The sequence below is a fragment of the Phycicoccus jejuensis genome (assembly GCF_044797865.1).
Taxonomy (GTDB): Bacteria; Actinomycetota; Actinomycetes; order Actinomycetales; family Dermatophilaceae; genus Phycicoccus; species Phycicoccus jejuensis.
Map to the genome: position 1 here is coordinate 2186284 of NZ_CP085209.1, position 23005 is coordinate 2209288.

Annotated in this window: 23 protein-coding genes and 1 tRNA gene; 11 read left to right on the forward strand and 13 right to left on the reverse strand. The window is 74.2% G+C overall.

Annotated elements, in window-relative coordinates; all coding sequences use genetic code 11:
- Window positions 1-35 precede the first annotated feature (35 nt).
- From LG324_RS10340 to LG324_RS10350, 3 genes are all read right to left on the reverse strand, one after another.
- Window positions 36-203, reverse strand: coding sequence for a hypothetical protein (locus LG324_RS10340; protein ID WP_404347634.1), 168 nt, complete (start codon window positions 201-203; stop codon window positions 36-38).
- Between the two features lie 178 nt (window positions 204-381).
- Window positions 382-732, reverse strand: coding sequence for a hypothetical protein (locus LG324_RS10345; protein ID WP_404347636.1), 351 nt, complete (start codon window positions 730-732; stop codon window positions 382-384).
- Window positions 729-1730 (reverse strand): SDR family oxidoreductase, encoded by a 1002-nt coding sequence (locus LG324_RS10350; RefSeq protein ID WP_404347638.1) that lies wholly within the window; start codon window positions 1728-1730, stop codon window positions 729-731. The genes LG324_RS10345 and LG324_RS10350 overlap by 4 nt, the downstream gene beginning before the upstream one ends.
- Before the next feature lie 149 nt (window positions 1731-1879).
- On the opposite strand from LG324_RS10350, the gene LG324_RS10355 reads away from it, so the two are divergent.
- Together LG324_RS10355 and LG324_RS10360 are read left to right on the forward strand one after the other, a co-directional pair.
- Complete coding sequence (locus LG324_RS10355) at window positions 1880-2110, forward strand: hypothetical protein (RefSeq protein ID WP_404347640.1); 231 nt, start codon at window positions 1880-1882, stop codon at window positions 2108-2110.
- Window positions 2111-2163: 53 nt separating this feature from the next.
- Window positions 2164-2826, forward strand: coding sequence for a hypothetical protein (locus LG324_RS10360; protein WP_404347643.1), 663 nt, complete (start codon window positions 2164-2166; stop codon window positions 2824-2826).
- A gap of 129 nt (window positions 2827-2955) precedes the next feature.
- Here the strand turns inward: LG324_RS10360 and LG324_RS10365 are convergent.
- Window positions 2956-3032 (reverse strand) — tRNA-Ile (locus tag LG324_RS10365).
- A gap of 171 nt (window positions 3033-3203) precedes the next feature.
- Between LG324_RS10365 and LG324_RS10370 the strand changes: the two genes are divergently transcribed.
- Window positions 3204-3779: a hypothetical protein gene (locus LG324_RS10370; protein ID WP_404347645.1), complete on the forward strand. Its 576-nt coding sequence runs from the start codon at window positions 3204-3206 to the stop codon at window positions 3777-3779.
- 202 nt (window positions 3780-3981) lie between these two features.
- Window positions 3982-4485, forward strand: coding sequence for a DUF3145 domain-containing protein (locus LG324_RS10375; protein ID WP_404353140.1), 504 nt, complete (start codon window positions 3982-3984; stop codon window positions 4483-4485).
- Between the two features lie 123 nt (window positions 4486-4608).
- Here LG324_RS10375 and fabF read toward each other — a convergent pair whose 3' ends face one another.
- The 6 genes from fabF to argG form a co-directional block, all read right to left on the reverse strand.
- Entirely contained in the window at window positions 4609-5850 is a 1242-nt protein-coding gene (gene fabF / locus LG324_RS10380) for a beta-ketoacyl-ACP synthase II (protein WP_030529437.1), read from the reverse strand.
- A 75-nt stretch (window positions 5851-5925) separates the two neighbouring features.
- Window positions 5926-6171: an acyl carrier protein gene (locus LG324_RS10385; protein WP_030529436.1), complete on the reverse strand. Its 246-nt coding sequence runs from the start codon at window positions 6169-6171 to the stop codon at window positions 5926-5928.
- A gap of 65 nt (window positions 6172-6236) precedes the next feature.
- On the reverse strand, window positions 6237-7250 hold the full coding sequence (locus LG324_RS10390; RefSeq protein ID WP_030529435.1) for a beta-ketoacyl-ACP synthase III: 1014 nt from the start codon (window positions 7248-7250) through the stop codon (window positions 6237-6239).
- On the reverse strand, window positions 7247-8161 hold the full coding sequence (locus LG324_RS10395; protein WP_404347649.1) for an ACP S-malonyltransferase: 915 nt from the start codon (window positions 8159-8161) through the stop codon (window positions 7247-7249). The genes LG324_RS10390 and LG324_RS10395 overlap by 4 nt, the downstream gene beginning before the upstream one ends.
- 102 nt (window positions 8162-8263) lie before the next feature.
- Entirely contained in the window at window positions 8264-9442 is a 1179-nt protein-coding gene (locus LG324_RS10400) for a CdaR family transcriptional regulator (RefSeq protein ID WP_036830544.1), read from the reverse strand.
- Window positions 9443-9612: 170 nt separating this feature from the next.
- Entirely contained in the window at window positions 9613-11040 is a 1428-nt protein-coding gene (gene argG / locus LG324_RS10405; RefSeq protein ID WP_404347652.1) for an argininosuccinate synthase, read from the reverse strand.
- 73 nt (window positions 11041-11113) lie between these two features.
- Between argG and LG324_RS10410 the strand changes: the two genes are divergently transcribed.
- Genes LG324_RS10410 through LG324_RS10430 form a run of 5 tightly spaced genes read left to right on the forward strand, consistent with a single transcriptional unit; the run spans window position 11114 to window position 16482 of the window.
- Window positions 11114-13177: a S8 family serine peptidase gene (locus tag LG324_RS10410; protein WP_404347654.1), complete on the forward strand. Its 2064-nt coding sequence runs from the start codon at window positions 11114-11116 to the stop codon at window positions 13175-13177.
- Window positions 13178-13208: 31 nt separating this feature from the next.
- Window positions 13209-14261, forward strand: coding sequence for a hypothetical protein (locus LG324_RS10415; RefSeq protein ID WP_404347656.1), 1053 nt, complete (start codon window positions 13209-13211; stop codon window positions 14259-14261).
- A gap of 15 nt (window positions 14262-14276) precedes the next feature.
- The gene (locus LG324_RS10420; RefSeq protein WP_404347658.1) at window positions 14277-15134 is read left to right on the forward strand and encodes a hypothetical protein; all 858 of its coding nucleotides are present in this window, start codon (window positions 14277-14279) and stop codon (window positions 15132-15134) included.
- A 2-nt stretch (window positions 15135-15136) separates the two neighbouring features.
- Window positions 15137-15559 carry a hypothetical protein gene (locus LG324_RS10425; protein WP_404347661.1) on the forward strand — a complete coding sequence of 141 codons (423 nt, stop codon included), beginning with the start codon at window positions 15137-15139 and terminating at the stop codon, window positions 15557-15559.
- Entirely contained in the window at window positions 15556-16482 is a 927-nt protein-coding gene (locus LG324_RS10430) for a DUF4332 domain-containing protein (protein ID WP_404347663.1), read from the forward strand. The genes LG324_RS10425 and LG324_RS10430 overlap by 4 nt, the downstream gene beginning before the upstream one ends.
- 34 nt (window positions 16483-16516) lie before the next feature.
- Here the strand turns inward: LG324_RS10430 and LG324_RS10435 are convergent, their stop codons facing one another.
- The 3 genes from LG324_RS10435 to fdhD form a co-directional block, all read right to left on the reverse strand.
- Window positions 16517-16819, reverse strand: coding sequence for a thiamine-binding protein (locus LG324_RS10435; protein ID WP_215514013.1), 303 nt, complete (start codon window positions 16817-16819; stop codon window positions 16517-16519).
- A 98-nt stretch (window positions 16820-16917) separates the two neighbouring features.
- Window positions 16918-19701 (reverse strand): pyruvate dehydrogenase (acetyl-transferring), homodimeric type, encoded by a 2784-nt coding sequence (gene aceE / locus LG324_RS10440; RefSeq protein ID WP_030529425.1) that lies wholly within the window; start codon window positions 19699-19701, stop codon window positions 16918-16920.
- 125 nt (window positions 19702-19826) lie between these two features.
- On the reverse strand, window positions 19827-20645 hold the full coding sequence (fdhD, locus tag LG324_RS10445) for a formate dehydrogenase accessory sulfurtransferase FdhD (protein ID WP_404347667.1): 819 nt from the start codon (window positions 20643-20645) through the stop codon (window positions 19827-19829).
- A 268-nt stretch (window positions 20646-20913) separates the two neighbouring features.
- Here fdhD and LG324_RS10450 point away from each other — a divergent pair, with 268 nt between their 5' ends.
- Window positions 20914-21447, forward strand: coding sequence for a PH domain-containing protein (locus LG324_RS10450; protein ID WP_242525911.1), 534 nt, complete (start codon window positions 20914-20916; stop codon window positions 21445-21447).
- A 35-nt stretch (window positions 21448-21482) separates the two neighbouring features.
- A complete protein-coding gene (locus LG324_RS10455) occupies window positions 21483-23000 on the forward strand; it encodes a PH domain-containing protein (protein ID WP_404347669.1) in 1518 nt (505 codons plus the stop codon).
- Window positions 23001-23005: the final 5 nt, after the last annotated feature.

Below are 23005 nucleotides of genomic sequence, written 5' to 3' on the forward strand. Positions count from 1 at the left end.
GGCACGCGGTCCGTCGGTGCCGGTGGACGCTCGGGTCAGGCGCCGTTGGCCTGCACCGCGATGACGACGACCCAGACGACGACGCCGAGCACGACGACACCGGCGAGCGCCTGCGGGAGCCGCGAGGCCCCACCCGCGCGGCGGCCCCGCGAGGCGAGCACCACGGCGACGACGAGCAGCACGGCGATGACGAGCAGGATCACGGAGGTCCCCAGGGTCGAGTGACGGTGGTCGGTGCGTGGGCTCGTGACCGGGCGGTCTCCGGGACCATGGCGTGGACGAACCCGGGGGGAAGAGTGCCACGCGAGCGCCGCTGCCGGGGCGTCGGGCACCCACGGCGATTCCGCGGTCGCACGAGGCCGGCGGCGGCCGGTGCGGACGTCAGCGGGGACCGGCCGCCACCCCGAGGGCGGCGCCGACGAGGGCGACGGCCCCGGTGGTCGTGGCGACGGTGCGCCGGGACGGTGACGCGAGGGCCAGGGCGAACATCGTCGCGGCGTGGACCACGTCGACACCGACCGCCACGCGGCGGCTGGCGCGGGGGGCGAGGAGCTGGACGCCGCCCTGGACGAGGTGGCGGCCGCCCAGCGCCCGGATGGCGAGCTCCTCGACGGAGTCGGGCGAGCGGCCCTCGAGCCGGCGCCACACGTCGTCACCCCGTGCGAGGAGCACCCCGCCCCAGGCGGTCCCCGCGACGCCGGCGAGCCGCAGGAGCGCGGAGCCGCCGTTCACCGACGCCTCCCGGCGACCGCGGCACCGGTGGCCACGAGGACGGCGGCGGCGCCGGCGAGCAGCGGGTAGTGCTGCGCGACCCACTGCTGGGGGCTGTGCGCGTGGGCGCGGTCGTCGAACGCGCCGTGGGCGCCGAAGTCGCGCCCGTCCGGCCCGTCGGCGGGCTCCCAGAGGTTGCTCGGCTGGTCGTCGGGCTTGCGCTCACCGGTCTGCTGCGACCCGAATCCGGTCCGGCCGAGGTAGCGGTCGAGCAGTCCCGGGACGACCGCGTTGGCCGCCAGCGTGCCGACGGTGCTCGCGCCGACCCAGTACTCGCGGCGCCGGGGGTGGTCGGCCGCGAACACGACCGCCCGGGCGGCCACCTCCGGCTGGTAGATCGGGGGCACGGGCTGTGCCTGCTGGGGGAGGCGCGAGAGCACCCAGGAGAACTGCGGCGTGTTGACCGCCGGCATCTGCACCATCGTCACCCGCACGGCGCTGCGCTCGTGCAGCAGCTCGGCGCGGACGGCCTCGTGGAACCCCTGGATGGCGTGCTTCGCGCCGCAGTACGCGCTCTGGAGGGGGATGCCGCGGTAGGCCAGGGCCGACCCCACGTGGACGATCGTGCCGCGGTCGCGCTCCTTCATCCGGCGCAGGATGCTCATCGTCGCGTAGACGTAGCCGAGGTAGCTGACCTCGGTGACCCGCCGGAACTCCTCGGGTCGGATGTCGTCGACGCGGGAGAACACCGAGGTGAACGCGACGTTGACCCACACGTCGACCGGGCCGAGCTCGCTCTCGATGCGCTCGACGGCGGCCTCGACGGCGTCGGCGTCCGCGACGTCGGTCGGGACGACGAGCGCTCGCGCCCCGAGCCCGCGCACCTCCTCGGCGGCGGCCTCCAGCCCGCGCTCACCGCGGGCGACCAGGGCGAGCGTGTCGCCCCGTCTGGCGAACTCGCGGACGGTGGCCCGCCCGATCCCCCCACTGGCTCCGGTGACGACGACGACTCTGGACACGTCGGTTCCTCTCGCTCGGGTACGGCGCGGATGCGTCATCCCGGTGCTACCCCGACCGGGCCGGGTTGACGCGTGCGGGGGCCGGCAGCAGACTGCCCCGACGGAAGGGACCCGGGGGACCGCGGCCGGGGAGCGACGGGGGTGGAGCGATGACGTCGGACGTGCACGACGCGGTGGAGCGACGACGCCGCCGGTGGGTGTCGCTCGTGCTCATCCAGGTCGGCCTGCTGCTCAGCGCACTGAAGGTCATCGAGGCGACGCACGAGCACCGGGGGTGGTGGGTCGCCGCGGCGGTCGTCACCGAGCTGCTTCTCGTCGGGGCCGTGGTGGAGGTGGCCCTGCGCAACCGGCGCGAGTCCAGGGCGGAGGCGAGATCGTAGGCGGCGACGACAGGCGGCCGCCTCTCGGCGACCGGGTCCGGGAGGGTGGGGCCGTGGATGACCTGCCGGCCGCGCACGTGGTCTGGCTGCTCGGCCAGGACGAGCAGTGGCTGCGGCCGCGCCACCATGCCGTCGTGACCGCGGCCCGCGCCGCCGCGCTCTGCGACGTCGTGGCGAGCGGTGCGGCCGAGTGGGTCGACGGTCCCGGAGGCGCCGCGGTCCGACCGGGACCCGCGGCCGGCACCGGGGACGGCGGTCTCGTCGCGTCGTGGGGTGCCGCGATGGCGGTGTTCGGCCCCGGACCGGTACCGCTCGTGCAGGCACTCGACGCCATCGGCCCGGACCTGTGGGACCGGCTGGGGACCGATGTCGTCCGGCGCGGGGCAGCGCTGGCCGTGCCGCGCAGGGTGCGCCGATGGAGGCCACCGCGCTGCCGCCCGCGACGTGAGGTCGTCGAGCCGCTCCGTCATCACCTCCTCGCCGTCGTCGCCGGCGCGACCCCGGCCGGGGCACGTGACGAGGCGGTGCTCGCGTCGGCGTCGTGCGCCGGTGTGCTCGAGCACGTCCTCAGCGACACCGCGTTCACCGACCTCGCGGTCATCGCTCCCGCCGAGGACGTCCTGGGCGAGAGCCACCTCGTGGCCAGGCTCGAGCCCGCGGTCTCCTCCCTCACGAGCCTCGGACCCCTGACCGGCCACCCGCCGCCGTCCGGCTGATGCCGATGCCCGCGGTGGCAGTGGTGGTGGCACACGTGGCGTCGGAGGTGGGGTCATCGCCCCACGTCTCGCGCCACGGGGCGCGCCACGACGGGGTCAGGCCGGCGCGGCCGGTGCATCCACGAGGCGTGGTGGGGCGTGTCGGGCTTGAACCGACGACCGACGGATTATGAGTCCGCTGCTCTGACCGACTGAGCTAACGCCCCGGGCCGTGACGCGTCGGCCACGGGTGCGCCGAGCCTAGCGGCGGCACGCCGTCGTCCGGACGGCGGTGGGCGGCCGTGAGGACACAGGGCAGGGACGTTGCGGCGACAGGTGCGGCACAGCCCGGCCCGTGACCGTGGGTGCAGATGGTCCCCACGACGAAGGAGCACCCCATGGACCGACAGACCAGGATCCTCGCGATCGGCGGGGTCGGCATCGCCGCCGCCGTCGCGCTCGGCCTCACCGGCGCCTCGCTCGCCGGGGCGGCCGACACGACGACGAGCACGTCGACCCCGTCGGCGTCCGCGTCCGCGTCGCCCGGCACCGGCGCCGATGCCAACGGCGGGGGCTCGTCGAGCGGCACGGTGCCCGACGGGGGTCAGGCCGGCGCCGACGGGATGCCCGGCGGTGGGCGCGGCGGGATGATGGACGAGGGCGGCACGCTCACGGCCAAGGCCGCGAGCAAGGCCGTCGCGGCGGCGCAGGGAGCCGTCGACGGCGGGACGGTCAGCGGCGTCCGCGCCCTGTCCGACGGCAGCTACGAGGTGACCGTCACCTCCGACGCCGGCCGGGTCGACGTGCTGGTCTCGGCGCAGTTCGCCGTCACCGGGACCGAGGAGCACGGCGGCCCGGGCGGGATGCCCGGCGGCGGGCAGGGCACCGGCGGCGGGCAGGGCACCGGCTCGAGCGACCCGAGCGACGCCAACGGCGCGAGCAGCACGAGCACCTCGGGCGCGACGACGATCTGACGGGCCACCGCGGCCGGGGCACCCGCACCACGAATCCGTGTGATCTCTGGTGCGGGTGCGTCGTGTGGGGCAGACTGTGCGCAGACAACCGGCACGCGTGGCGTGCCCGCAGACGCGAGACACGGCACGAACCGGCCCACGGCTCGAGCGGCGACGTTGGGGAAGACGTCCACCGCACGACAAGGAGACCGGGATGTCCGCGATGCAGCGCGCCACCACGCGTGGAGTGGTCTACGTCCACTCCACGCCCAAGGCGCTGTGCCCGCACGTGATCTGGGCGATCGAGGGAGTCCTCGGCGTCCGCGTCAGCGTGGACTGGACCGTCCAGCCGGCCGCCCCCGGGATGGTCCGTGGCGAGCTCAGCTGGGCCGGCGAGGCCGGCAGCGGCGCCCGCATCGCGTCGGCGCTGCGCGGCTGGGAGCACCTGCGCTACGAGGTGACCGAGGAGCCGAGCCCCGGCTCCGACGGCTCGCGCTGGTCGCACACCCCCCGCCTCGGCATCCACCACACGTGGACCTCGGCCAACGGCGACGCGGTCGTCAACGAGGACCGGCTGCGCGAGGTCGTCGTCCTCGCCCAGGGCAGCCCCGAGGCGATGCAGGAGATGATCGAGGAGCTGCTCGGGCTCGAGTGGGACGAGGAGCTCGAGCCGTTCCGCTACGCCGGCGAGGGTGCGCCGGTCCGCTGGCTGCACAAGGTGGGCTGACGCTCATCGCGTGCTACACCGCAGTACGTGTCGTTCCAGCGACACGTACTGCGGTGTAGCACGCAACCAGAGCGCGACGAACGCCCCCGGACCGGGTCGGTCCGGGGGCGTTTCGGCTGCGGCTCAGATGCTCTTGACGACGAGCGCGACGTTGTGGCCGCCGAACCCGAAGGAGTTGTTGAGCGCCGCGATGTCGCCGTCGGGCAGGGTGCGGTGCTCGCCGCGGATGACGTCGAGGTCGATCTGCGGGTCGAGGTCCTCGATGTTGATGGCCGCCGGCGCCGTGCGGTGGTGCACCGCGAGGACGGTCAGCAGCCCCTCGAGCGCGCCGGCCGCGCCGAGCAGGTGCCCGGTCATCGACTTCGTCGCGCTGACCGGCATCGCGTCGGCCGCGGACCCGAAGGCGCGGCGGATGGCGTTGGCCTCGGCCACGTCGCCGACCGGGGTCGAGGTCGCGTGCGCGTTGATGTGCACGATGTCGCTGTCGGTCAGCCCGGCCCGCTCGACGGCGGCCCGCATCGCGCGGGAGGCGCCGGCGCCCTCGGGCTCCGGGGCGGTGATGTGGTGGGCGTCGGCGGACATCCCGATCGAGGCGAACTCGGCGTAGATGCGCGCGCCGCGGGCCTTCGCGTGCTCGTACTCCTCGAGGACCATGACGGCCGCGCCCTCGCCCATGACGAAGCCGTCGCGACCCGTGTCGTAGGGGCGCGAGGCGCCGGCGGGGTCGTCGTTGCGGGTCGAGAGGGCCTGCATCTGGGCGAAGCCCGCGAAGCAGATGGGGTGCGTCGCGGCCTCCGTGCCACCGGCGACGACGACGTCGGCGCGGCCGTCACGGATCATGTCGTAGGCGGTGCCCATCGACTCCGCACCCGACGCGCAGGCCGAGACGGTCGTGTGGGCACCGGCGCGCGCGCCGAGCAGCAGCGACACGTTGCCGGAGGAGGTGTTGGGCATGAGCATCGGCACGGCGAGCGGGAAGACGCGGCGGACGCCCTTCTCGCGCAGGTTGTCCCACTGGTCGAGCAGCGTCCACACGCCACCGATGCCGGTGCCGATCGCGACGCCGAGGCGCTCCGGGTCGACCTCCGGCGAGCCGGCGTCCTCCATCGCGGCCTGCGAGGCGATGACCGCGTACTGCGCGCTCGGGTCCATCCGGCGGACCTGCACCTTCGTGAGGACCTCGAGCGGGTCCTGCGCGATGGTGCACGCGAAGTGGACCGGCATCTCGTACCGGTCGAGCATCTCCTGGGGCAGGGGCTTGGCCCCGGACCGTCCGGCGAGGATGCCCTCCCACGTCTCGGCGATCGTGCCGCCGAGGGGCGTGGTGGCACCGAGTCCGGTGACGACGACGCGACGCTCGCTCATGGGTGCTGCAGCTCCTTGTGGGTGCGGGTGGGGACCGGCGCGGCCTCCCGGTCGGGGAGGCCGCGCCCGGTGGGGTCAGCCCTGGTTGGACTGGATGAACGTGACCGCGTCGCCGACCGTCGTGAGGTTCTTGACCTCGTCGTCGGGGATGCGAACGCCGAACTTCTCCTCGGCGTTGACGACGATCGTCATCATCGACAGCGAGTCGATGTCGAGGTCGTCGGTGAAGGACTTGTCCATCTGGACCTCGGCCGGGTCGAGGCCGGTCTCCTCGTTGACGATCTCGGCGAGGCCGCTGAGGATCTCCTGCTGGTCAGCCATGTGCTGTCTCCTTCGGTGTGGGTGGGGTGGTGCTTCGGCCCGGGTGACCCGTGGGCCCACGGGAGTCAGGGGATGACGACGACCTGCGCCGCGTAGGACAGGCCCGCGCCGAACCCGATCTGCAGCGCGAGGCCGCCGCTCGGGATCTCGCCGTGGCGGACCATCCGCTCCATCGCCAGCGGCACGGAGGCCGCGGAGGTGTTGCCGGTGTACGCGATGTCGCGGGCGATCGGGAGGTCCGCGGGCAGCCCGAGCTTCTTGGCCATCGCGTCGATGATGCGGACGTTGGCCTGGTGGGGGATGAACGCGTCGAGCTGGTCGGCGGTGATGCCGGCGGCGTCGAGCGCCTGCTGGGCGACGGGCGCCATGCCCCAGACCGCCCAGCGGAAGACGGTCTGGCCGGCCATCCCGATGTGCGGCCAGCCGAGCTGCTTCTCGTGGACGTCGATCCAGGACTCGGTCTGCGAGATGGCCTCCCACTGCGCGCCGTCCGAGCCCCACACGGTCGGGCCGATGCCGACGGTGTCGGACCGGCTGACGACGGCGGCGCCGGCGCCGTCCGCGAAGATGAAGGCGGTGCCGCGGTCGTCGAGGGAGGTGAAGTCGGAGAGGCGCTCGACGCCGACGACGAGCACGTGCTCGGCCTGGCCGGTGCGGACCATGTCCGAGGCGAGCGAGATGCCGTGGCAGTACCCGGCGCACGCGGCGGAGATGTCGAACGCCGCGGCCGTGGACCCGAGGCGCTCGGCGACCAGCGGTGCGGCGGCGGGGGTCTGGTAGGGCCAGCTGACCGTCGCGACGATGACCGCACCGAGGTCGGCGCCGGTGATGCCGGCCATCTCGAGCGCGGGGGCGGCGGCGAGCACGGACATGTCGATGACCGACTCGCCCTCGCCGGCGAAGCGGCGCTCGATGATGCCCGAGCGCTCGCGGATCCACTCGTCGGAGGAGTCGATGCGCTCGACGAGCTCGCTGTTCGGGACGACCCGGCGCGGCCGGTACCCGCCGATGCCGGCGATCCGGGAGTGCGTGACCGGGCCGGCGGTGAGGTGGCCGGTGCCCTTGGGGGTGGGGCTCATGCGGAGTGCTCCTCGATGAGGGTGCGAGCGGCGTCGAGGTCCTCGGGTCCCTTGACCGCGAGCAGCTCGACGCCCTTGAGGGCGCGCTTGGCGAGCCCGACGAGCGTGCCCGCCGGGGGCAGCTCGATGATCGCGGTGACGCCGAGCGCGGCGAACCGGTCGGAGCAGAGGTCCCAGCGGACCGGGTTGGAGACCTGGGCGACGATCCGGTCGAGGACCTCGCGGCCGTCGGTGACGACCTCGCCGTCGCGGTTGGAGACCAGCGGCACGGCGGCGTCGGCGGGGGACAGGTCGCCGGCCGCGGCGGCCAGGGCGTCGACCGCGGGCTGCATGAACGACGTGTGGAAGGCGCCGGCCACCTTGAGCGGGATGACCCGGGCGCGCGTGGGCGGCTCGGCGGCGAGGGCCGCCAGGGCGTCGAGCTCGCCGGCGGCGACGACCTGGCCGGCGGCGTTGACGTTGGCCGGCGTGAGGCCGTGCGACTCGATGGCCGCGAGGACCTCGGTCGGGTCCCCGCCGACGACCGCGCTCATCCCCGTGGGCGTCGCGGCGCTGGCCTGCGCCATCTCGCGCCCGCGCAGGGCGACGAGGCGCATCGCGTCGTCCTCGGCGAGGACCCCGGCCGCGGCGGCCGCGGTGATCTCACCGACGGAGTGGCCGGCGAGCGCGCCGACGCCGCTGGTTCCGCCGAGCGCGCGCACCGCGAGCAGGCCGGCACCGACGAGGAGGGGCTGGGCGACCGCGGTGTCCTTGATCGTGTCCTCGTCCGAGGTCGTGCCGTGGGCGACGAGGTCGACACCGGCGGCATCAGACAGGGCGGTGAGGTGCTCGCGGGCACCGGGCAGCTCGAGCCACGGGGCGAGGAAGCCCGGGGTCTGGGAGCCCTGACCGGGGCAGACGATGATGATCACGTGCCCCAGCCTGCTATCCGGCGGGGTCGTGGCCCGGGACGGGCGGGGACGAACCTGTCGGGCGCCTTTTGTGGGATCCCCACAATCTCTGTCAGCGGGGCCTCAGGGACGCGGGGCGGTGCGGGCGGCCGGGCCGAGGCGGTGGAAGGCCAGGGCGAGCCGCACCGTCTGGGCGTCGTGGGCGTCGGTCAGGTCGTAGCCGGTGGCCTTGGCGATGCCCTGGAGCCGGTAGCGCACGGTGTTCGGGTGGACGATGAGCGCCCGCGCTGTGCCCTCGACCCCGACGCCCCCGTCGAGCCACGCCTGCGCGGTCTCGAGCAGCGAGCCACCGCTCGCCTCGAGCAGCGGGCGCACGATCCGGGCGGTGAGGGCGTTGCGGGCCGGGAGGTCGCCGAGGAGGGCGCGCTCGCCGAGGAGGTCGTCGGCGAGGACCGGGCGGGGCGCGGCCGGCCACGCGGGCGCAGCGGTGTGGCCGGAGATCGCGGCCCGGGCCGAGCGCCCGGCGGCGAAGAGGTGGGGGACCGTCGGGCCGACGACGAGGGGGCCGTCGCCGAGGTGCGGGTCGAGGGTCTCGGCGAGGGCGACGGGGTCGACGACGCCGCCGCCGATGCAGACCACCCGCGGGCCGTGGATGGCCACGAGCAGCTCGACCCCGCGGCGGCGGGCCGTGCGGTGCAGCTCGCCGAGCACCGGTCCGGTCGCGCCCGACGGTGTCGAGCCGACGACGACCGCGACGCCGCTCACCGCGCCCCAGCCGAGCGCCGCGGCCCGCGACTGCATCGACTCGTCCGCCTCGCCGCGGATGACGGCGTCGACGACGAGGGACTCCAGCCGGGCGTCCCACGCGCCGCGCGCCTCGGCGGCCTCGGCGTAGACCTCGGCCGCGGCGAAGGCGACCTCGCGGCTGTAGCGCAGGACGGCCTCGCGGGCGAGGTCGCCCTCGCCGGGGGCGGCGATGCCGGCGATCTCGCGCTCCACGACGCCGATGCTCGTCCGCAGGAGGTCGAGGGTCTGCGCGAGGCTGATCGAGCGGGTCAGCTCGCGCGGGGCGGTGCCGAAGACGTCGGCCGTGGCCGGCGCGCGCTCCTGGTCGCCGCCGAACCAGTCGATGAAGCTCGTGATGCCCGCCTGCGCCACGAGCCCGACCCACGAGCGGTTCTCGGCGCTCAGGGCGCGGAACCACTCGTGGTCGGTCTCCATCTGCCGGACCGCGGCCGCCCCGAGGTCACCGGCGGCCCGGCTGACCCGGGTGCGGGTGTCCTGCGAGGCGGTGGGCGGCACACGGTGAGTCTATTTGTGCGGCCCGGACAAGGAGCGGCGGGCGACGTCCCGGGGCGCGGCCGGTGGACACCGACGGCCCGAGACCCCGGAACGTCCGCGAGACCCCGGAACGGATCCGGGGTCTCGTGGACATTTCGGGGTGACCCCGAAATGTCGAGGCGGGTGGGGCGTCAGTCGGTGCCGGACTCCATCGCCGCGTGGTCGAGCGCCTGCTCGGCGTCGCCCGAGGCCTGCGGGTTGTCGGTGATCCGGTCGTAGCCGCCGGCCGGCAGCTCGCCGAAGAGGGTGCCGTTCTCGACGAGCAGCTGCCCCTGGTCGTTCGGCTGCTCGGCGTAGAGCTCGAGCTTGGCACGGCTGTCGGCGATGTCGAGGTTGCGCATCGTCAGCTGCCCGATCCGGTCCTGCGGGCCGAAGGCGGCGTTCTCGACGCGCTCCATCGACAGCTTGTCCGGGTGGTAGCTGAAGTTCTCACCGCGGGTGTCGACGATGGAGTAGTCCTCGCCGCGCCGCAGCCGCAGGGTGACCTGGCCGGTGACGACGGAGGCGATCCAGCGCTGGATGGCCTCGCGGAGCATGAGGCTCTGCGGGTCGAGCCAGCGGCCCTCGTACAGCAGCCGGCCGAGGCGGCGGCCCTCGTTGTGGTAGTTCGCGATCGTGTCCTCGTTGTGCACGGCGTTGAGCAGCCGCTCGTAGGCGATGTGCAGCAGCGCCATGCCGGGGGCCTCGTAGATGCCGCGCGACTTCGCCTCGATGATGCGGTTCTCGATCTGGTCCGACATCCCGATGCCGTGCCGGCCGCCGATGGTGTTGGCCTCGTGCACAAGCGCGACGGGGTCGAGCGCCTTGCCGTTGATGGCGACCGGGCGGCCCTCGACGAACGCGATCGTCACGTCCTCGCTCTCGATGGCGACGGCGGGGTCCCAGAAGCGGACGCCCATGATCGGCTCGACGACCTCCATCGACTCCTCGAGGTGCTCGAGCGTCTTCGCCTCGTGGGTCGCGCCCCAGATGTTGGCGTCCGTCGAGTACGCCTTCTCCTGGCTCTGCCGGTAGGGCAGGTCGCGCTCGGTCAGCCAGGCGCTCATCTCGTGCCGCCCGCCGAGCTCGTGGACGAAGTCGGCGTCGAGCCACGGCTTGTAGACCCGCAGGTTGGGGTTGGCGAGCAGCCCGTAGCGGTAGAAGCGTTCGATGTCGTTGCCCTTGAAGGTGGACCCGTCGCCCCAGATCTCGACGTCGTCGGCCTGCATCGCGCGCACGAGCAGCGTGCCGGTCACGGCCCGGCCGAGCGGCGTCGTGTTGAAGTACGTGCGCCCGCCGGTGCGGATGTGGAACGCGCCGCAGGCGATGGCCGACAGGCCCTCCTCGACGAGCGCGGCCCGGCAGTCGACGAGGCGCGCGACCTCGGCGCCGTACTGGCCGGCGCGGTCGGGGACGGTGTCGATCTCGGGCTCGTCGTACTGGCCGAGGTCGGCGGTGTAGGTGCAGGGCACCGCCCCCTTCTCGCGCATCCACGCGACCGCGACGGAGGTGTCGAGACCCCCGGAGAAGGCGATGCCGACGCGCTCGCCGACGGGGAGGGAGGTGAGGACCTTGGACATGGTGCAAGGATATACAGAGTTCTGCATACATCCAAACTCGTATCACGGAGCACGGTCCGGTGCTCCTCCCGTCGTGGCCACCCTTCACCGACCCCCAGCGGTCCACGTCAACGGCGTCCCCGTCGAGGTCCCCGACGGCGCCCGGCGGCGTGGGAGCGGCCCGCGCGTCGTGGCCCGCTTCAGCGGACCGGTCCTCGGGCACTGGGTCCCGACGCTGCGGCGGGCCGGCGCCGAGGTCGCCTTCTGGTGCCCGCCGCGGGGGGCCTGCCTCACGGTCCGGCGCGACCGGACCGCCGAGGCCGTCGGCCGCCTGCCGTTCGTCAGCGGGTTCGTCCCGTACGACGAGGCGCTGTGCCGCAGGCCGCTCACCCCGCCGGACGACGGGCCCGGGCGGACCTGGCTCGACGTCGTGTGCTTCTCGCACTCCGTGCGCCCCCTCGTCGTGGCCCGGCTGCGCGAGCTGGGGGCGACGGTCCTCGACCAGGGACGCAGCAAGGTGCGCATTGAGTGGCCGGGGGACCCCGCGCCGGTGCGGGCCCTCGTCGGCGTCAAGCTCGTCGAGCGGCCCCGCCTGCCACGCACCGCCACCGCCGGCCTCGCCCCCGACCTCGGGTGGGCCGCGGCCGGCGGATGGCGTGACGACCTCGACGGTGACGGCGAGGTCGTGGCGGTGTGCGACACCGGGTTCGACACGGGCGACCCCCGCACGGCGGTCGCCGACCTGCGCGGGCGGCTGCGCCACCTGCGCTCCTGGCCCCTCGGCCCCTCGTGGACGCCGTACGTCACCAACCCCGGCGCGGACGACGGCCCCGCCGACGTCGCGAGCGGCCACGGCACGTTCGTCACGGGCGTCGTGGCCGGCGACGGCGCGCAGAGCGGCGGACGCAACCGCGGCGTCGCCCCCGGGGTCGAGATCGTCGTCGAGGCGATCGAGCAGTTCGTCGCCGTCGCGCCGGGGCACCCCGAGGTCGGCCCGTCACGGCACGCCCTCGCCGGGCGTCCGACCGACCTGCGCGAGCTCTTCGACGACGGACGCAGGCGCGGCGCGCGCATCCACGTCGCCGCCTGGGGGACACCCGCCGGGGGCGCCTACGACAACGACGCGTACGAGGCCGACCTCTTCCTCCACGAGCACCCCGACACCGTGCTCCTCGTCGCGGCGGGCAACGGAGGGTCCGACCGGGGCGGCGACCGGGTCGCGGACCCCGGGTCCGTCGAGTCGCCGGCCTGCGCCAAGAACGTCCTCGCCGTAGGGGCCACCGAGGGGTCGACGCCGAACGGGTTCCCCGGCACGTGGGACCGGCTGCAGACCGAGGGCCGGCGCTTCGCCGACCCCCGCGACCGCGCCGACGCCACGAGCGGGCAGCCCGACCGGATGGCCCCGCTGTCCGCCGCCGGGCCGACGCGGGACGGCCGGCGCAAGCCCGACCTCTGTGCACCGGGCACCAACCTCGTCGGACCCCGCTCGACCGTCGCCACCGGCCGCGGCTGGGGGCTGGCCTCTCCCGCACCGCACTACGTCGTCGACGGCGGGACGAGCGCCGCCGTGGCCGCCGCCGCGGGCGCCGTCGCCCTCGTGCGCCAGGGCTGGCGCCGGGAGCGGGGCGGCCACGCACCGGCGGGGGCGACGCTCAAGGCGCTGCTCGTCGTCGGGGCGACGACCGTCCGCAGCCGCGACGGCTCCCGCCCCGAGGACCCGCGCTGGTGCGGCTTCGGCCGCGTCGACGTCGACGGGTCGCTGCCCCGGCCGGCCGACGGCAGCGAGGTGCGCATCCTCGAGAACGCCACCGCCTCCAAGGCCCTGCGGACCGGCGGGACGCGTGGCTTCAGGGTGCGCGTCCCCGACGGGGGCCGGCTCCGGGCCGCCCTGTGCTGGTACGACCTCCCGGGGGAGCGCCTCGTCTGCGACCTCGACCTCTCGCTCACCGGACCCCTCCCTGCGTCGCCGCCGGTCCACGGCAACCACGAACCCGGCCGACCCGACCGGCCCGGCGTCCCCGACCGCGTGAACACGGTCGAGGTCGTCGACGTCGACGGGCTGGCCGGCGGCACCTGGGTGCTCGCCGTCCACGGCGCGAACATCCCCCAGGGGCCGCAGCCCTACGCCCTCGTCGTCAGGACGTGGCCCGCGGGCTGACCGCACCCCACCCACCGCAAGGAGAGCCACCATGGCCAGCACCACCCGCCGCCGTCCGGCGAAGACGGCCGCCCGGGCCCGTACGCCCGAGCGTGAACCCACGACCACCGTCCCGGTGACCCCGGCGCCGCGCACCGCGGCGCCCGTCGTCCCCGCCCCCGCCGCGGCCCTCGCCGGCCTCGGCGCACCCGCCGGCCTCGGGGCCGGGGTCGCCGCCGCCGACGTCAGCGGCCAGCTCCGGGCCGTCGCGCCGACCTTCGGCGACGTCCTGAAGTCCATCGGCATCGGCGTCGCCGACTCGCAGGCCGCACTCGACCAGGGGGTCATCGACACCGTCAACGAGCTCGCCGACACGAACATCACCGTCGTCACCGACGTCATCCAGCACCTCGACGACGACGGCCTCCCCGTCGCCGCCGACACCGAGCTCGTGAGCACCGACCTCTCGGTCCTCAACTTCTTCATGCCGACCGTCCACGAGTGGAAGCGCGTCGCCCTCTCGATGGACCTCTCGTGCGGGGCGTTCAACGAGAGCGACGGGCTGACCTTCAGCGCCAAGCAGTCCGGCGGCGGCATCGGGGGAGCGGGCCTGTTCTGGGGCTTCCTCGGGGTGAACTACGAGTACGGGTACGAGAACACCCAGGACGTGCGGACCTCGCACGAGCAGGAGGCCAGCTGGTCCTCCGGCGAGGTGCGGCTGGATGCCATCCTCGGCCCGCGCACGACCGGCAAGCTGCCGGTGCCCAGCCAGGTCGCCATCGGCCCGCAGATCGTCTTCTCGCAGGGACCGGTCAAGGAGACCGCCGTCGCCGGCGCGGGCGTCAACCGCTCGGTCGACGTCGTCGTCACGGTGCGCAAGGCCGGTGGCGACGTCAACCCCAGTGTGCCGCTGCGGATCGAGGCCGGGGGGCTGCGCACCAGCTTCTCGACCACCGCGCCGTTCACCGGCAACAGCACGAACGCGGAGGGCCAGGTGCTCGTCACCGTCACCCGCAACGTCCCGAACGCCGGCGCCGCCGGCGCCCGCGTCACCCTCGTCGCCCGGCTCGGCGCGATGAGCCAGAGCTACGCGCTCACGATCTGAGAGAAGGAGAGTCCCATGGCAGACACCGACGTGAGCGGTCAGCTCAACACCGCCGGCATGGCCTTCGGCGACCTCGTCCGGCTCACCGGGCAGGCCGTCGCCAGCACGCAGCAGGAGCTCAACAAGACCGCGGCGGACACCACGTCCGCGCTGTCGCAGACGCTCGTCGACGTCATCGCGGTCCAGGAGGTCGAGTACGACGACGCCGGCACCGTGACGGGCGCGCAGACCTTCACCCAGAAGCTGCCGCTCATCGACGTCGTCGACCCCGTCCTCTACGAGTGGAAGCAGGTGCGCCTCCAGGGCCGCTTCTCGGCGTCGCAGTTCGCGACGACGCAGTCGAGCGACAGCTACGTGCACGGCAACACCGACTCGCACGGACAGGCCGGCATCGGCCTGATCTTCGGGGGCGGCTACAACAACTTCCAGTACGACTCCTCGCAGGCGCACGTCGACACGCGCTACCGCTCCGAGAGCTCGGTCGGCCTCCTGCGGATGAACGCCATCCTCGAGCCGCGCCACGACATCGGGGTGCCGCGCCCGCGCCAGGCGGTCGTCGGGCCGTCGATCGGCATCGACGCCGGCCCGATCACCGACGTGGGCGGGCCGCCGGCGGAGTCGAGGACGATGGAGGTCGTCATCACCTACGAGAACGCCGACGGCGACCCCATCCCGGGCAAGACGCTCGCGGTCGACTCGGCGGGTGTCGCCTGGGAGTACGTCGGTGGCGTCGACCAGACCGACGGGGACGGGCAGCTGACGATCCTCCTGACCCGGACCTTCGTCGACGAGACCGCCGACCGCACCCCGGTCGACGTCGTCGTCAGCGTCCGCAAGGGCATCGTGTCCGAGTCCACGACCGTCACGTTCTGACCGTGGCCACCGGCGACCCCTCGCCGACCGCGGGGAGCGGCACCCGGCAGACCGAGCTGGGTGCCCTCCTCGCGGGCACGGTCACCGCCGTCGTCGAGGCGCAGGACCTCCTCGACGAGCACGCCCGCGCCCGGGCCGCGGAGTACGCGGCCGCCGCGCCGGGCAGCCTCGCCCTCCCGCCGCTCTGGTACGCGTTCGACGAGGCGTCGGTCGACCTCGAGCTCTCGACCGAGGCCGTCCGCGTCGCGTCCGACGACGGCGGCCCGGCCCGCACGCGCCTGCTGTGCCGGACCGTCAACCCCGTCACCGTCGGCGTCTACGGCTACCGCTCCGCCGCCGGCACCCGCGTCCGGCTCACCCTGACCCCCCAGCGCGTCACCCCGACCCCGCTCCCGGTGACCGAGGAAGGACCCCCGTCGCCATGACCCCACCCCAGGTCCGCACGACGCTCGACCCCGGCCGGCTCCCGGCCCTCGACCGCATCGGCGTCGACCGCCTCGTCACGGTCGACGGCATCACCGGTGTCTTCACGCCGGTCACGGGCGCCGACCCCGCCGCCTCGGGGGAGAACCTCGAGAAGATCGTCGACGCCCTCCGCGGCGAGCTGGCCTCGGCGCGCGCCGAGAACGCCGCGCTCGAGGCGAAGCTCGCCGCGCTCGCCGACCCGCCCCGCTCGTCCGACGACCTCGCCGACGGGTTGCAGCACGCGCTCGACGGCATCGCCGAGCGCCTCGGGACGATGGGCAACGGCACGTCGAACTTCGCCGTGCGCGAGTTCACCCTGGAGTCCAAGGTGCACGTCGACGTCACCGCCGTCGGGACCATCGGCTTCCAGTTCGTGCGCCCCGGCGACCAGGTCAACGCGGCCGCGCTCTCGACCGTCTCGATGACCGTCGTCCCGGTCCCCAAGCCGCCGCCGGACGAGGTCGTGGCCGCGCCGGTCGTCGAGCGTCCGGTCGAGGACATCGACGGGCTGACCGACGCCCAGGTGGCGACGCTGCGCGGGGCGCACGTGACGACGACGAGCGGGTTCGCCCGGCTCGCGACCCGCGCGACCGCCTCGGCGGGCCTCGTCAGCCTGCTCGGCGTCGACCGCGAGGAGCTCGGCCGGTTCACCGTGCTCGCCGGGCTGCTCGGCGTCCCCGGGGTCGACCGGACGAACGCCGCGGTGCTGCACGACGCCGGCGTCACCGACGTCGCGACCTTGGCGGCCGCCGACCCGGCGGACCTCGTCGAGCGCTACCGGGTGGCCGCGAAGCCCCGGCGGGCGCTCGGCACGACGCCGGGCTTCGCCGAGGCCACCCGCTGGGTCGAGGCGGCCGCCGCGCTGACCACCACCCCGGCCTGAGCGGCGTCCGCTCGGGCGGGACCAGCGGTGGGGCTCAGCCCTCGCCGAGCACCTCGTCGATGCGCTGCACCTTGGAGGTGAGCATCCCCGTGTGCCCGGGCCGGATGTCGGCCTTGACGACGAGCGAGACGCGCGGGTGGCGCGCGGTCATCGCCTCGGTGCACTGCTTGAGGACGCCGAACACCTCGTCCCACTCGCCCTCGAGGTTGGTGAACATCGCGTTCGTCTCGTGGGGGAGGCCGGAGGCGCGGACGATGCCGACCGCCTCCGCGACGGCCTCGGCGTAGGAGCCGGTGTCGTCCGGGCTCGCGGGGGCGATGCTGAAGGCGACGATCATCGGGCTGCTCCTGGGGTGCTCACCCGTCGAGAGTAGAGAACACGCCGCCCGCGACGGTGCGCGGGCGGCGTGTCCTGTTCACTCGACGGGGTGGGCGGTCAGCTGTCGCCGCCCTCGTTGCCGGACGCGCCGGCGGTCACGTCGTGCAGCCGGTAGCGCTTGGCCGCCTCGGCCGGCACCGACGCCTCGACCTCGCCGCGCTCGGCGAGCACCTGCAGGGCGCGCACCGCCATCGACGGGCCGTCGATGTGGAAGTAGCGACGCGCCGCGGGGCGGGTGTCGGAGAAGCCGAAGCCGTCGGCGCCGAGCGACGAGAAGTCACCGGGCACCCACTGCGCGATCTGGTCCTGGACGGCCCGCATGTAGTCGGACACCGCGAGGACCGGGCCCTGGCGACCGGACAGCTGCGAGGTCACCCACGGGGTGGGCGCCTCCTGCTCCGGGTGCAGGAACTTCGCCTCGTCGCACCGGAGCCCGTCACGACGCAGCTCGTTCCACGACGTCACCGACCAGACGTCGGCGGCGACGTGCCAGTCGTTGCGGAGCAGCTCCTGGGCCTCGAGCGCCCACGGCATCCCGACACCCGACGCGAGCAGCTGCACGCGCGGGGCGTCGTCGCCGATGCCCTCGGTCGAGCCCTCGGCGTAGAGGTACATGCCCTTGAGCAGGCCCTCGCGGTCGAGGTTCTCGGGCTCGGCCGGCTGCGCCATCGGCTCGTTGTAGACCGTCAGGTAGTAGATGACGTTGCGCTGGTCGTCGGTCAGCGACTCGTCCGTGCCGTACATCCGGTGCAGACCGTCCTGGACGATGTGCGCGATCTCGTACGCGAACGCCGGGTCGTAGTGCACGACGGCGGGGTTCGTCGCCGCGAGCAGCGGGCTGTGGCCGTCGGCGTGCTGGAGGCCCTCGCCGGTCAGCGTCGTGCGGCCGGCGGTGGCCCCGATGAGGAAGCCGCGCGTCATCTGGTCGGCCGCGGCCCACACCGAGTCACCGGTGCGCTGGAAGCCGAACATCGAGTAGAAGACGTAGATCGGGATCATCGGCTCGCCGTGCGTCGCGTACGACGTGCCGGAGGCCGTGAACGCCGCCATCGAGCCGCCCTCGTTGATGCCGAGGTGGAGGATCTGGCCGTTCTTGGCCTCGCGGTAGGCGAGCATCAGCTCCGCGTCGACCGGCGTGTAGCGCTGGCCGTGCGGGTTGTAGATCTTGATCGTCGAGAAGAAGCTGTCCATCCCGAAGGTGCGCGCCTCGTCGGGGATGATCGGCACGATCCGCTTGCCGAACTCCTTGTCGCGCATGAGGTCCTTGAGCAACCGGACGAACGCCATCGTCGTCGCGACCTGCTGCTTGCCGGAGCCCTTCTTGACCTGGCCGTAGGCCGAGTCGTCGGGCAGGTGGATCGGGACGTGCGTCGAACGACGCTCCGGCACACCGCCACCGAGCTTGGCGCGGCGCTCCATCGCGTACTGGATGACCTCGTCGTCGGCGCCCGGGTGGAAGTACGGCGCGTTGTACGGGTCCTTCTCGAGCTGCTCGTCGCTGACCGGGATGTTCAGCGAGTCACGCAGGTTCTTGAGGTCGTCGAGCGTGAACTTCTTCATCTGGTGCGTCGCGTTGCGGCCGGCGAACGAGGTGCCGAGGCCGTAGCCCTTGATCGTCTTCGCGAGGATGACGGTCGGCTGGCCGGTGTGCTCGACCGCGGCCTTGTAGGCGGCGTACACCTTGCGGTAGTCGTGGCCGCCGCGCTTGAGCTTCCACCAGATGTCCTCGTCGGACCAGTCGGCGACCATCTTGCGAGTGCGCGGGTCGCGCGCGAAGAAGTGGTCGCGGACGTACTTGCCGTCGTTGGCGCGGAAGGTCTGGTAGTCGCCGTCCGACGTCGAGTTCATGAGGTGGACGAGGGCGCCGTCGCCGTCGGCGGCGAGCAGCGGGTCCCAGCCGCGGCCCCACACGACCTTAATGACGTTCCAGCCGGCGCCGCGGAAGAACGCCTCGAGCTCCTGGACGATCTTGCCGTTGCCGCGCACCGGGCCGTCGAGCCGCTGGAGGTTGCAGTTGACGACGAACGTGAGGTTGTCGAGCTCCTCCTGCGCCGCGATCTGCAGGGCGCCGCGCGACTCGGGCTCGTCCATCTCGCCGTCGCCGAGGAAGGCCCACGTGTGCTGCTGGCTCGTGTCCTTGATGCCGCGGTTGTGCAGGTACTTGTCGAACTGCGCCTGGTAGATGGCGTTCATCGGGCCCAGGCCCATCGACACCGTCGGGAACTCCCAGAAGTCCGACATCAGGCGCGGGTGCGGGTAGCTGGGCAGCGCGAGCGGCGAGCCGTCGACGACGTGGCTGTGCTCCTGGCGGAACCCGTCGAGGCGGTCGGCGCTGATCCGGCCCTCGAGGAAGGCGCGGGCGTACATGCCGGGGGAGGCGTGGCCCTGGAAGAAGACGTGGTCGCCGCCGCCCGGGTGGTCCTTGCCGCGGAAGAAGTGGTTCATGCCCACCTCGTAGAGCGTCGCGGCCGACGCGTACGTCGAGATGTGGCCGCCGACGCCGATGCCCGGCTTCTGGGCGCGGTGCACGACCATCGCGGCGTTCCAGCGCAGGAGGGCGCGGAAGCGGCGCTCGGTGTCCTCGTCACCGGGGAACCACGGCTCCTGCTCCGGGCCGATCGTGTTGACGTAGTCGGTCGTCGTCAGCGACGGGACGCCGACCTGCATCGACCGGGCCCGCTCGAGCAGGCGGAGCATGAGGTAGCGGGCGCGCATCCGTCCCGGGCCGTCGATGACGGCGTCGAGGCTGGCGAGCCACTCGTCGGTTTCGCTCGGGTCGATGTCCGGCAGGTGCGTCGGGATGCCGTTGAGGATGGGGCCGACGTCTTCGTGGAGGGCCACGCGCACGTCCTTTCAGCGGTCGCGGTCCGTGCCCCGGTCGGGGGCCGGAGCACCCATCCTTCACCCTCGCGCGGCCCGCGTCACAATCCGGGTCCGTGCTACTGGACGGTACGTCGAGCCGCAGGTCACGCCGGGGGGTCGGGCACCCGGTCCGGGCGGGAGTACAGCGAGATGCGCCCCTCGCGGACGAAGGCGGCGAGCGTGATGCCCGCGTCGGCCGCGAGCTCGACGGCCAGCGAGGTGGCCGCGCCCACCGCGACGACGACGGGGATGCCCGCGACCGCCGCCTTCTGGACGATCTCGAAGCTCGCCCGGGCGCTGACGACGAGGACGGTGCCGGACAGCGGCAGCTCGCGCTCGCGGGCCAGCCCGCCGATCACCTTGTCGACGGCGTTGTGCCGGCCGACGTCCTCGCGGACGGCGAGCAGCGTGCCGTCGGCGTCCGCGACGCCCGCCGCGTGCACGCCGCCGGTGCGCTCGAAGGTCGCCTGGTGGGTGCGCAGCGCGTCGGGCAGGCCGGCGAGGACGGAGGCCTCGACCCGCACCGCGTCGGCGGCGACGTCGAAGCGGCTCGCGGTGCGCACGGCGTCGAGGGACGCCGAGCCGCACACGCCGCAGGCGCTCGTCATCGACTCCGTGCGCTCGCGGGCCGGGCGCAGGAGGGAGACGTCGGGGGAGAGGGCCGCCTCGACGACGTTGAAGGTCGGCGAACCGTCGGGCCCGACGTCGGTGCAGTGCATCATCGTCGCGACGTCGTGGGCCGAGGCGACCATCCCCTCGGTGAGCAGGTGACCGAGGGCGAGGTCGAAGTCGTCGCCGGGGGTGCGCATTGTCGTCGTCACGGAGCTGCCGTCGACCCGGACCTCGAGGGGCTCCTCGACGGCCACGGTGTCGGGGCGCCGGTCGACGACCGCGCGGCCGAGGTCCATTCGCGTCCGCGGCACCCGTGTCGTCACCCGTCCCACGGCCCCATTCGAGCACACCGGGCCGCCGGTGTTGCGCGGAGCGGAACGGCGGGTGCCGACCTGCCGGCCGCGTCCTCGCGTGGAGCGGGTGAGCGCGACGGAGACCACGACCCCGCCGGAGGTCGGCCTGCGGGTCGACGCCGACGGCATCGGCACCAACGACCACCGGGTCGTCACCGACGTCCTCTCCGCGCCCTGACGGCCCGGGCACCCCACCGCCGTCGGGGCGCTGGGGCAGACTGGGCGCGTGCCCGAGACCCCGCCTCCCGCCGTGACCGCCGACCCCGGTGCGCCCTCCGGGCCCGTCACCCTGCGCGGCGGCGACCTGCCCTGGCGCACGGTCGCCCCGCAGCTCGCGACGGTGCGGCTCATCACCCTCGCGGTCGTCCTCGCGGTGCCGCTGCTCGCGACCGTCGTCGTCGCGCTGCTCGTCACGCCGTGGGTGTGGCTCGGCACCCTCGGGCTCGTCCTGCTCGGCGCCTGGGCGGCCTGGCTGATCTCGCGCCAGGTGAGCGCCATCTCGTGGGTCGAGCTCGACGAGGAGCTCGTCATCCGCAAGGGACGCCTCTTCCGCAGCCTCGTCAGCGTCCCCTACGGGCGGCTGCAGTACGTCGACATCCAGTCCGGGCCGCTGGCCCGGGCCTTCGGCATCGCCTCGTGCGAGATCCACACCGCCTCCCCCGAGAGCGGCGGCTCGTTGCCGGGGCTGCCCACCGAGGAGGCCGAGGCCCTGCGGGCGCGGCTCGCGGCCCGCGGCGAGACCCAGCGGGCGGGTCTGTGACCACACCGGGGGGAGCGCCCGACGAGGTCGGGACCGTGCGGGAGGCAGAGGACGCGGACGGCTGGCAGCGGCTGCACCCGCTCTCGCCGCTGCTGCGCGGCGGCGTCGTGCTCATCGCCGTGCTCGGCTACGCCGTCAGCCGCCTCGTCGACTCGGTGCTCTCCTCGCTCGACCCCACCGCCGAGCCCGACCCCGGCGCCGACTACGAGCTCGCGTGGACGAGCCACCCGCTCCTCGCGCTCGGCGCGCTCGTCGTCGTCATCGCCGCCGTCGCGGCCGTCGGCTGGGTCAGCTGGCGGTTCTCGCGCTTCCGCGTGGCCGCGGGGCAGGTCGAGCTGCGCACCGGTGTCCTCTTCCGCCAGCACCGACAGGTGCGGCTCGAGCGGGTCCAGGCCGTGGAGACGACGCGCCCGCTGCTCGCGCGCCTCGTCGGGCTGAGCCAGGTCGTCGTCCAGTCCGCCGGCGGCTCCGACTCCCACCTGACCCTCGCCTTCCTCGGCGCCGACCGCGCGGAGGAGGTGCGCGCGCACCTCCTCGAGCTGGCCGGCCGCTCCGACGAGGCCGCCCGGCCGGGGATGCCTCCTGCCGCCGAGCACGACCCCGGGGTCCCGGTCGGTGCCGCGCCCCGGGCCCCGGCGGTCGAGCCGCCCCCGCTCGTCGTCGTGCCCAACGGGCGCCTGTTCGTCGCGACGATCCTCCACGGCTCGACCATCGTCCTCGGGGTCATCCTGCTCGGCGCCGCCGTCACGGTGGGGGTCGCCGAGGCCGGCCTCGCCGTCCTGGCCGGGGCGCCGGCCCTGCTGCCCGTCGTCTTCGGCCTCGGCGTCAGCCGGGTCAAGGAGCTCCTCGTCCACGGCAACTTCTCCATCGCCCGCACCGGCACGGCCCTGCGCGTCCGCCACGGCCTGACGGACCTGCGCGTCTCGACCGTGCCGGTGCACCGCGTCCAGGCGGTCGAGGTGCTCCAGCCCCTCTGGTGGCGGCCGTGGGGATGGTGGCGCGTGCGCGTCAACGTCGCCGGCGTCCACGGCGGCGACAACGACGACGACGAGACCGTGATGCTGCCCGTCGGCACCGCCGACGAGGCGCTCGCCGTCCTCGCCGCGCTCGGCGCCCACCCCGAGGACCCCGTCCTGCTCGAGGCCCTGCACGGCGCCGGCGGGGAGCACGGATGGGTCGGACCTCCGCGCGTCGCGCGCTGGCTCGACCCGTGGAGCTGGCGGCGGACCGGCTACGCCCTCGCCGAGCACGCCGTCTACCTGCGCACCGGGCGGTTCACCCGGCGCACCGTCGTCGTGCCGCACGCGCGCATCCAGTCCCTCGGCCTGGCCCAGGGTCCGCTCCAGCAGCGACTCGGCCTCGCCAGCGCCCGCCTCGTCTCCACGCCCGGCCCGGTCGGCCCGGACGTCCCGCACCTCGCGCAGGCGGACGCCGAGGAGCTGCTCGAGCTCGTCGGTCGCCGCGCCCGCGAGGCGCGACGACTCGCCGGCCACCCCCTTGCACCCGGCCACGCGCCGTTGGTGGACTTTCCCCAGAACGATCCCCGAACGTGAGAGGT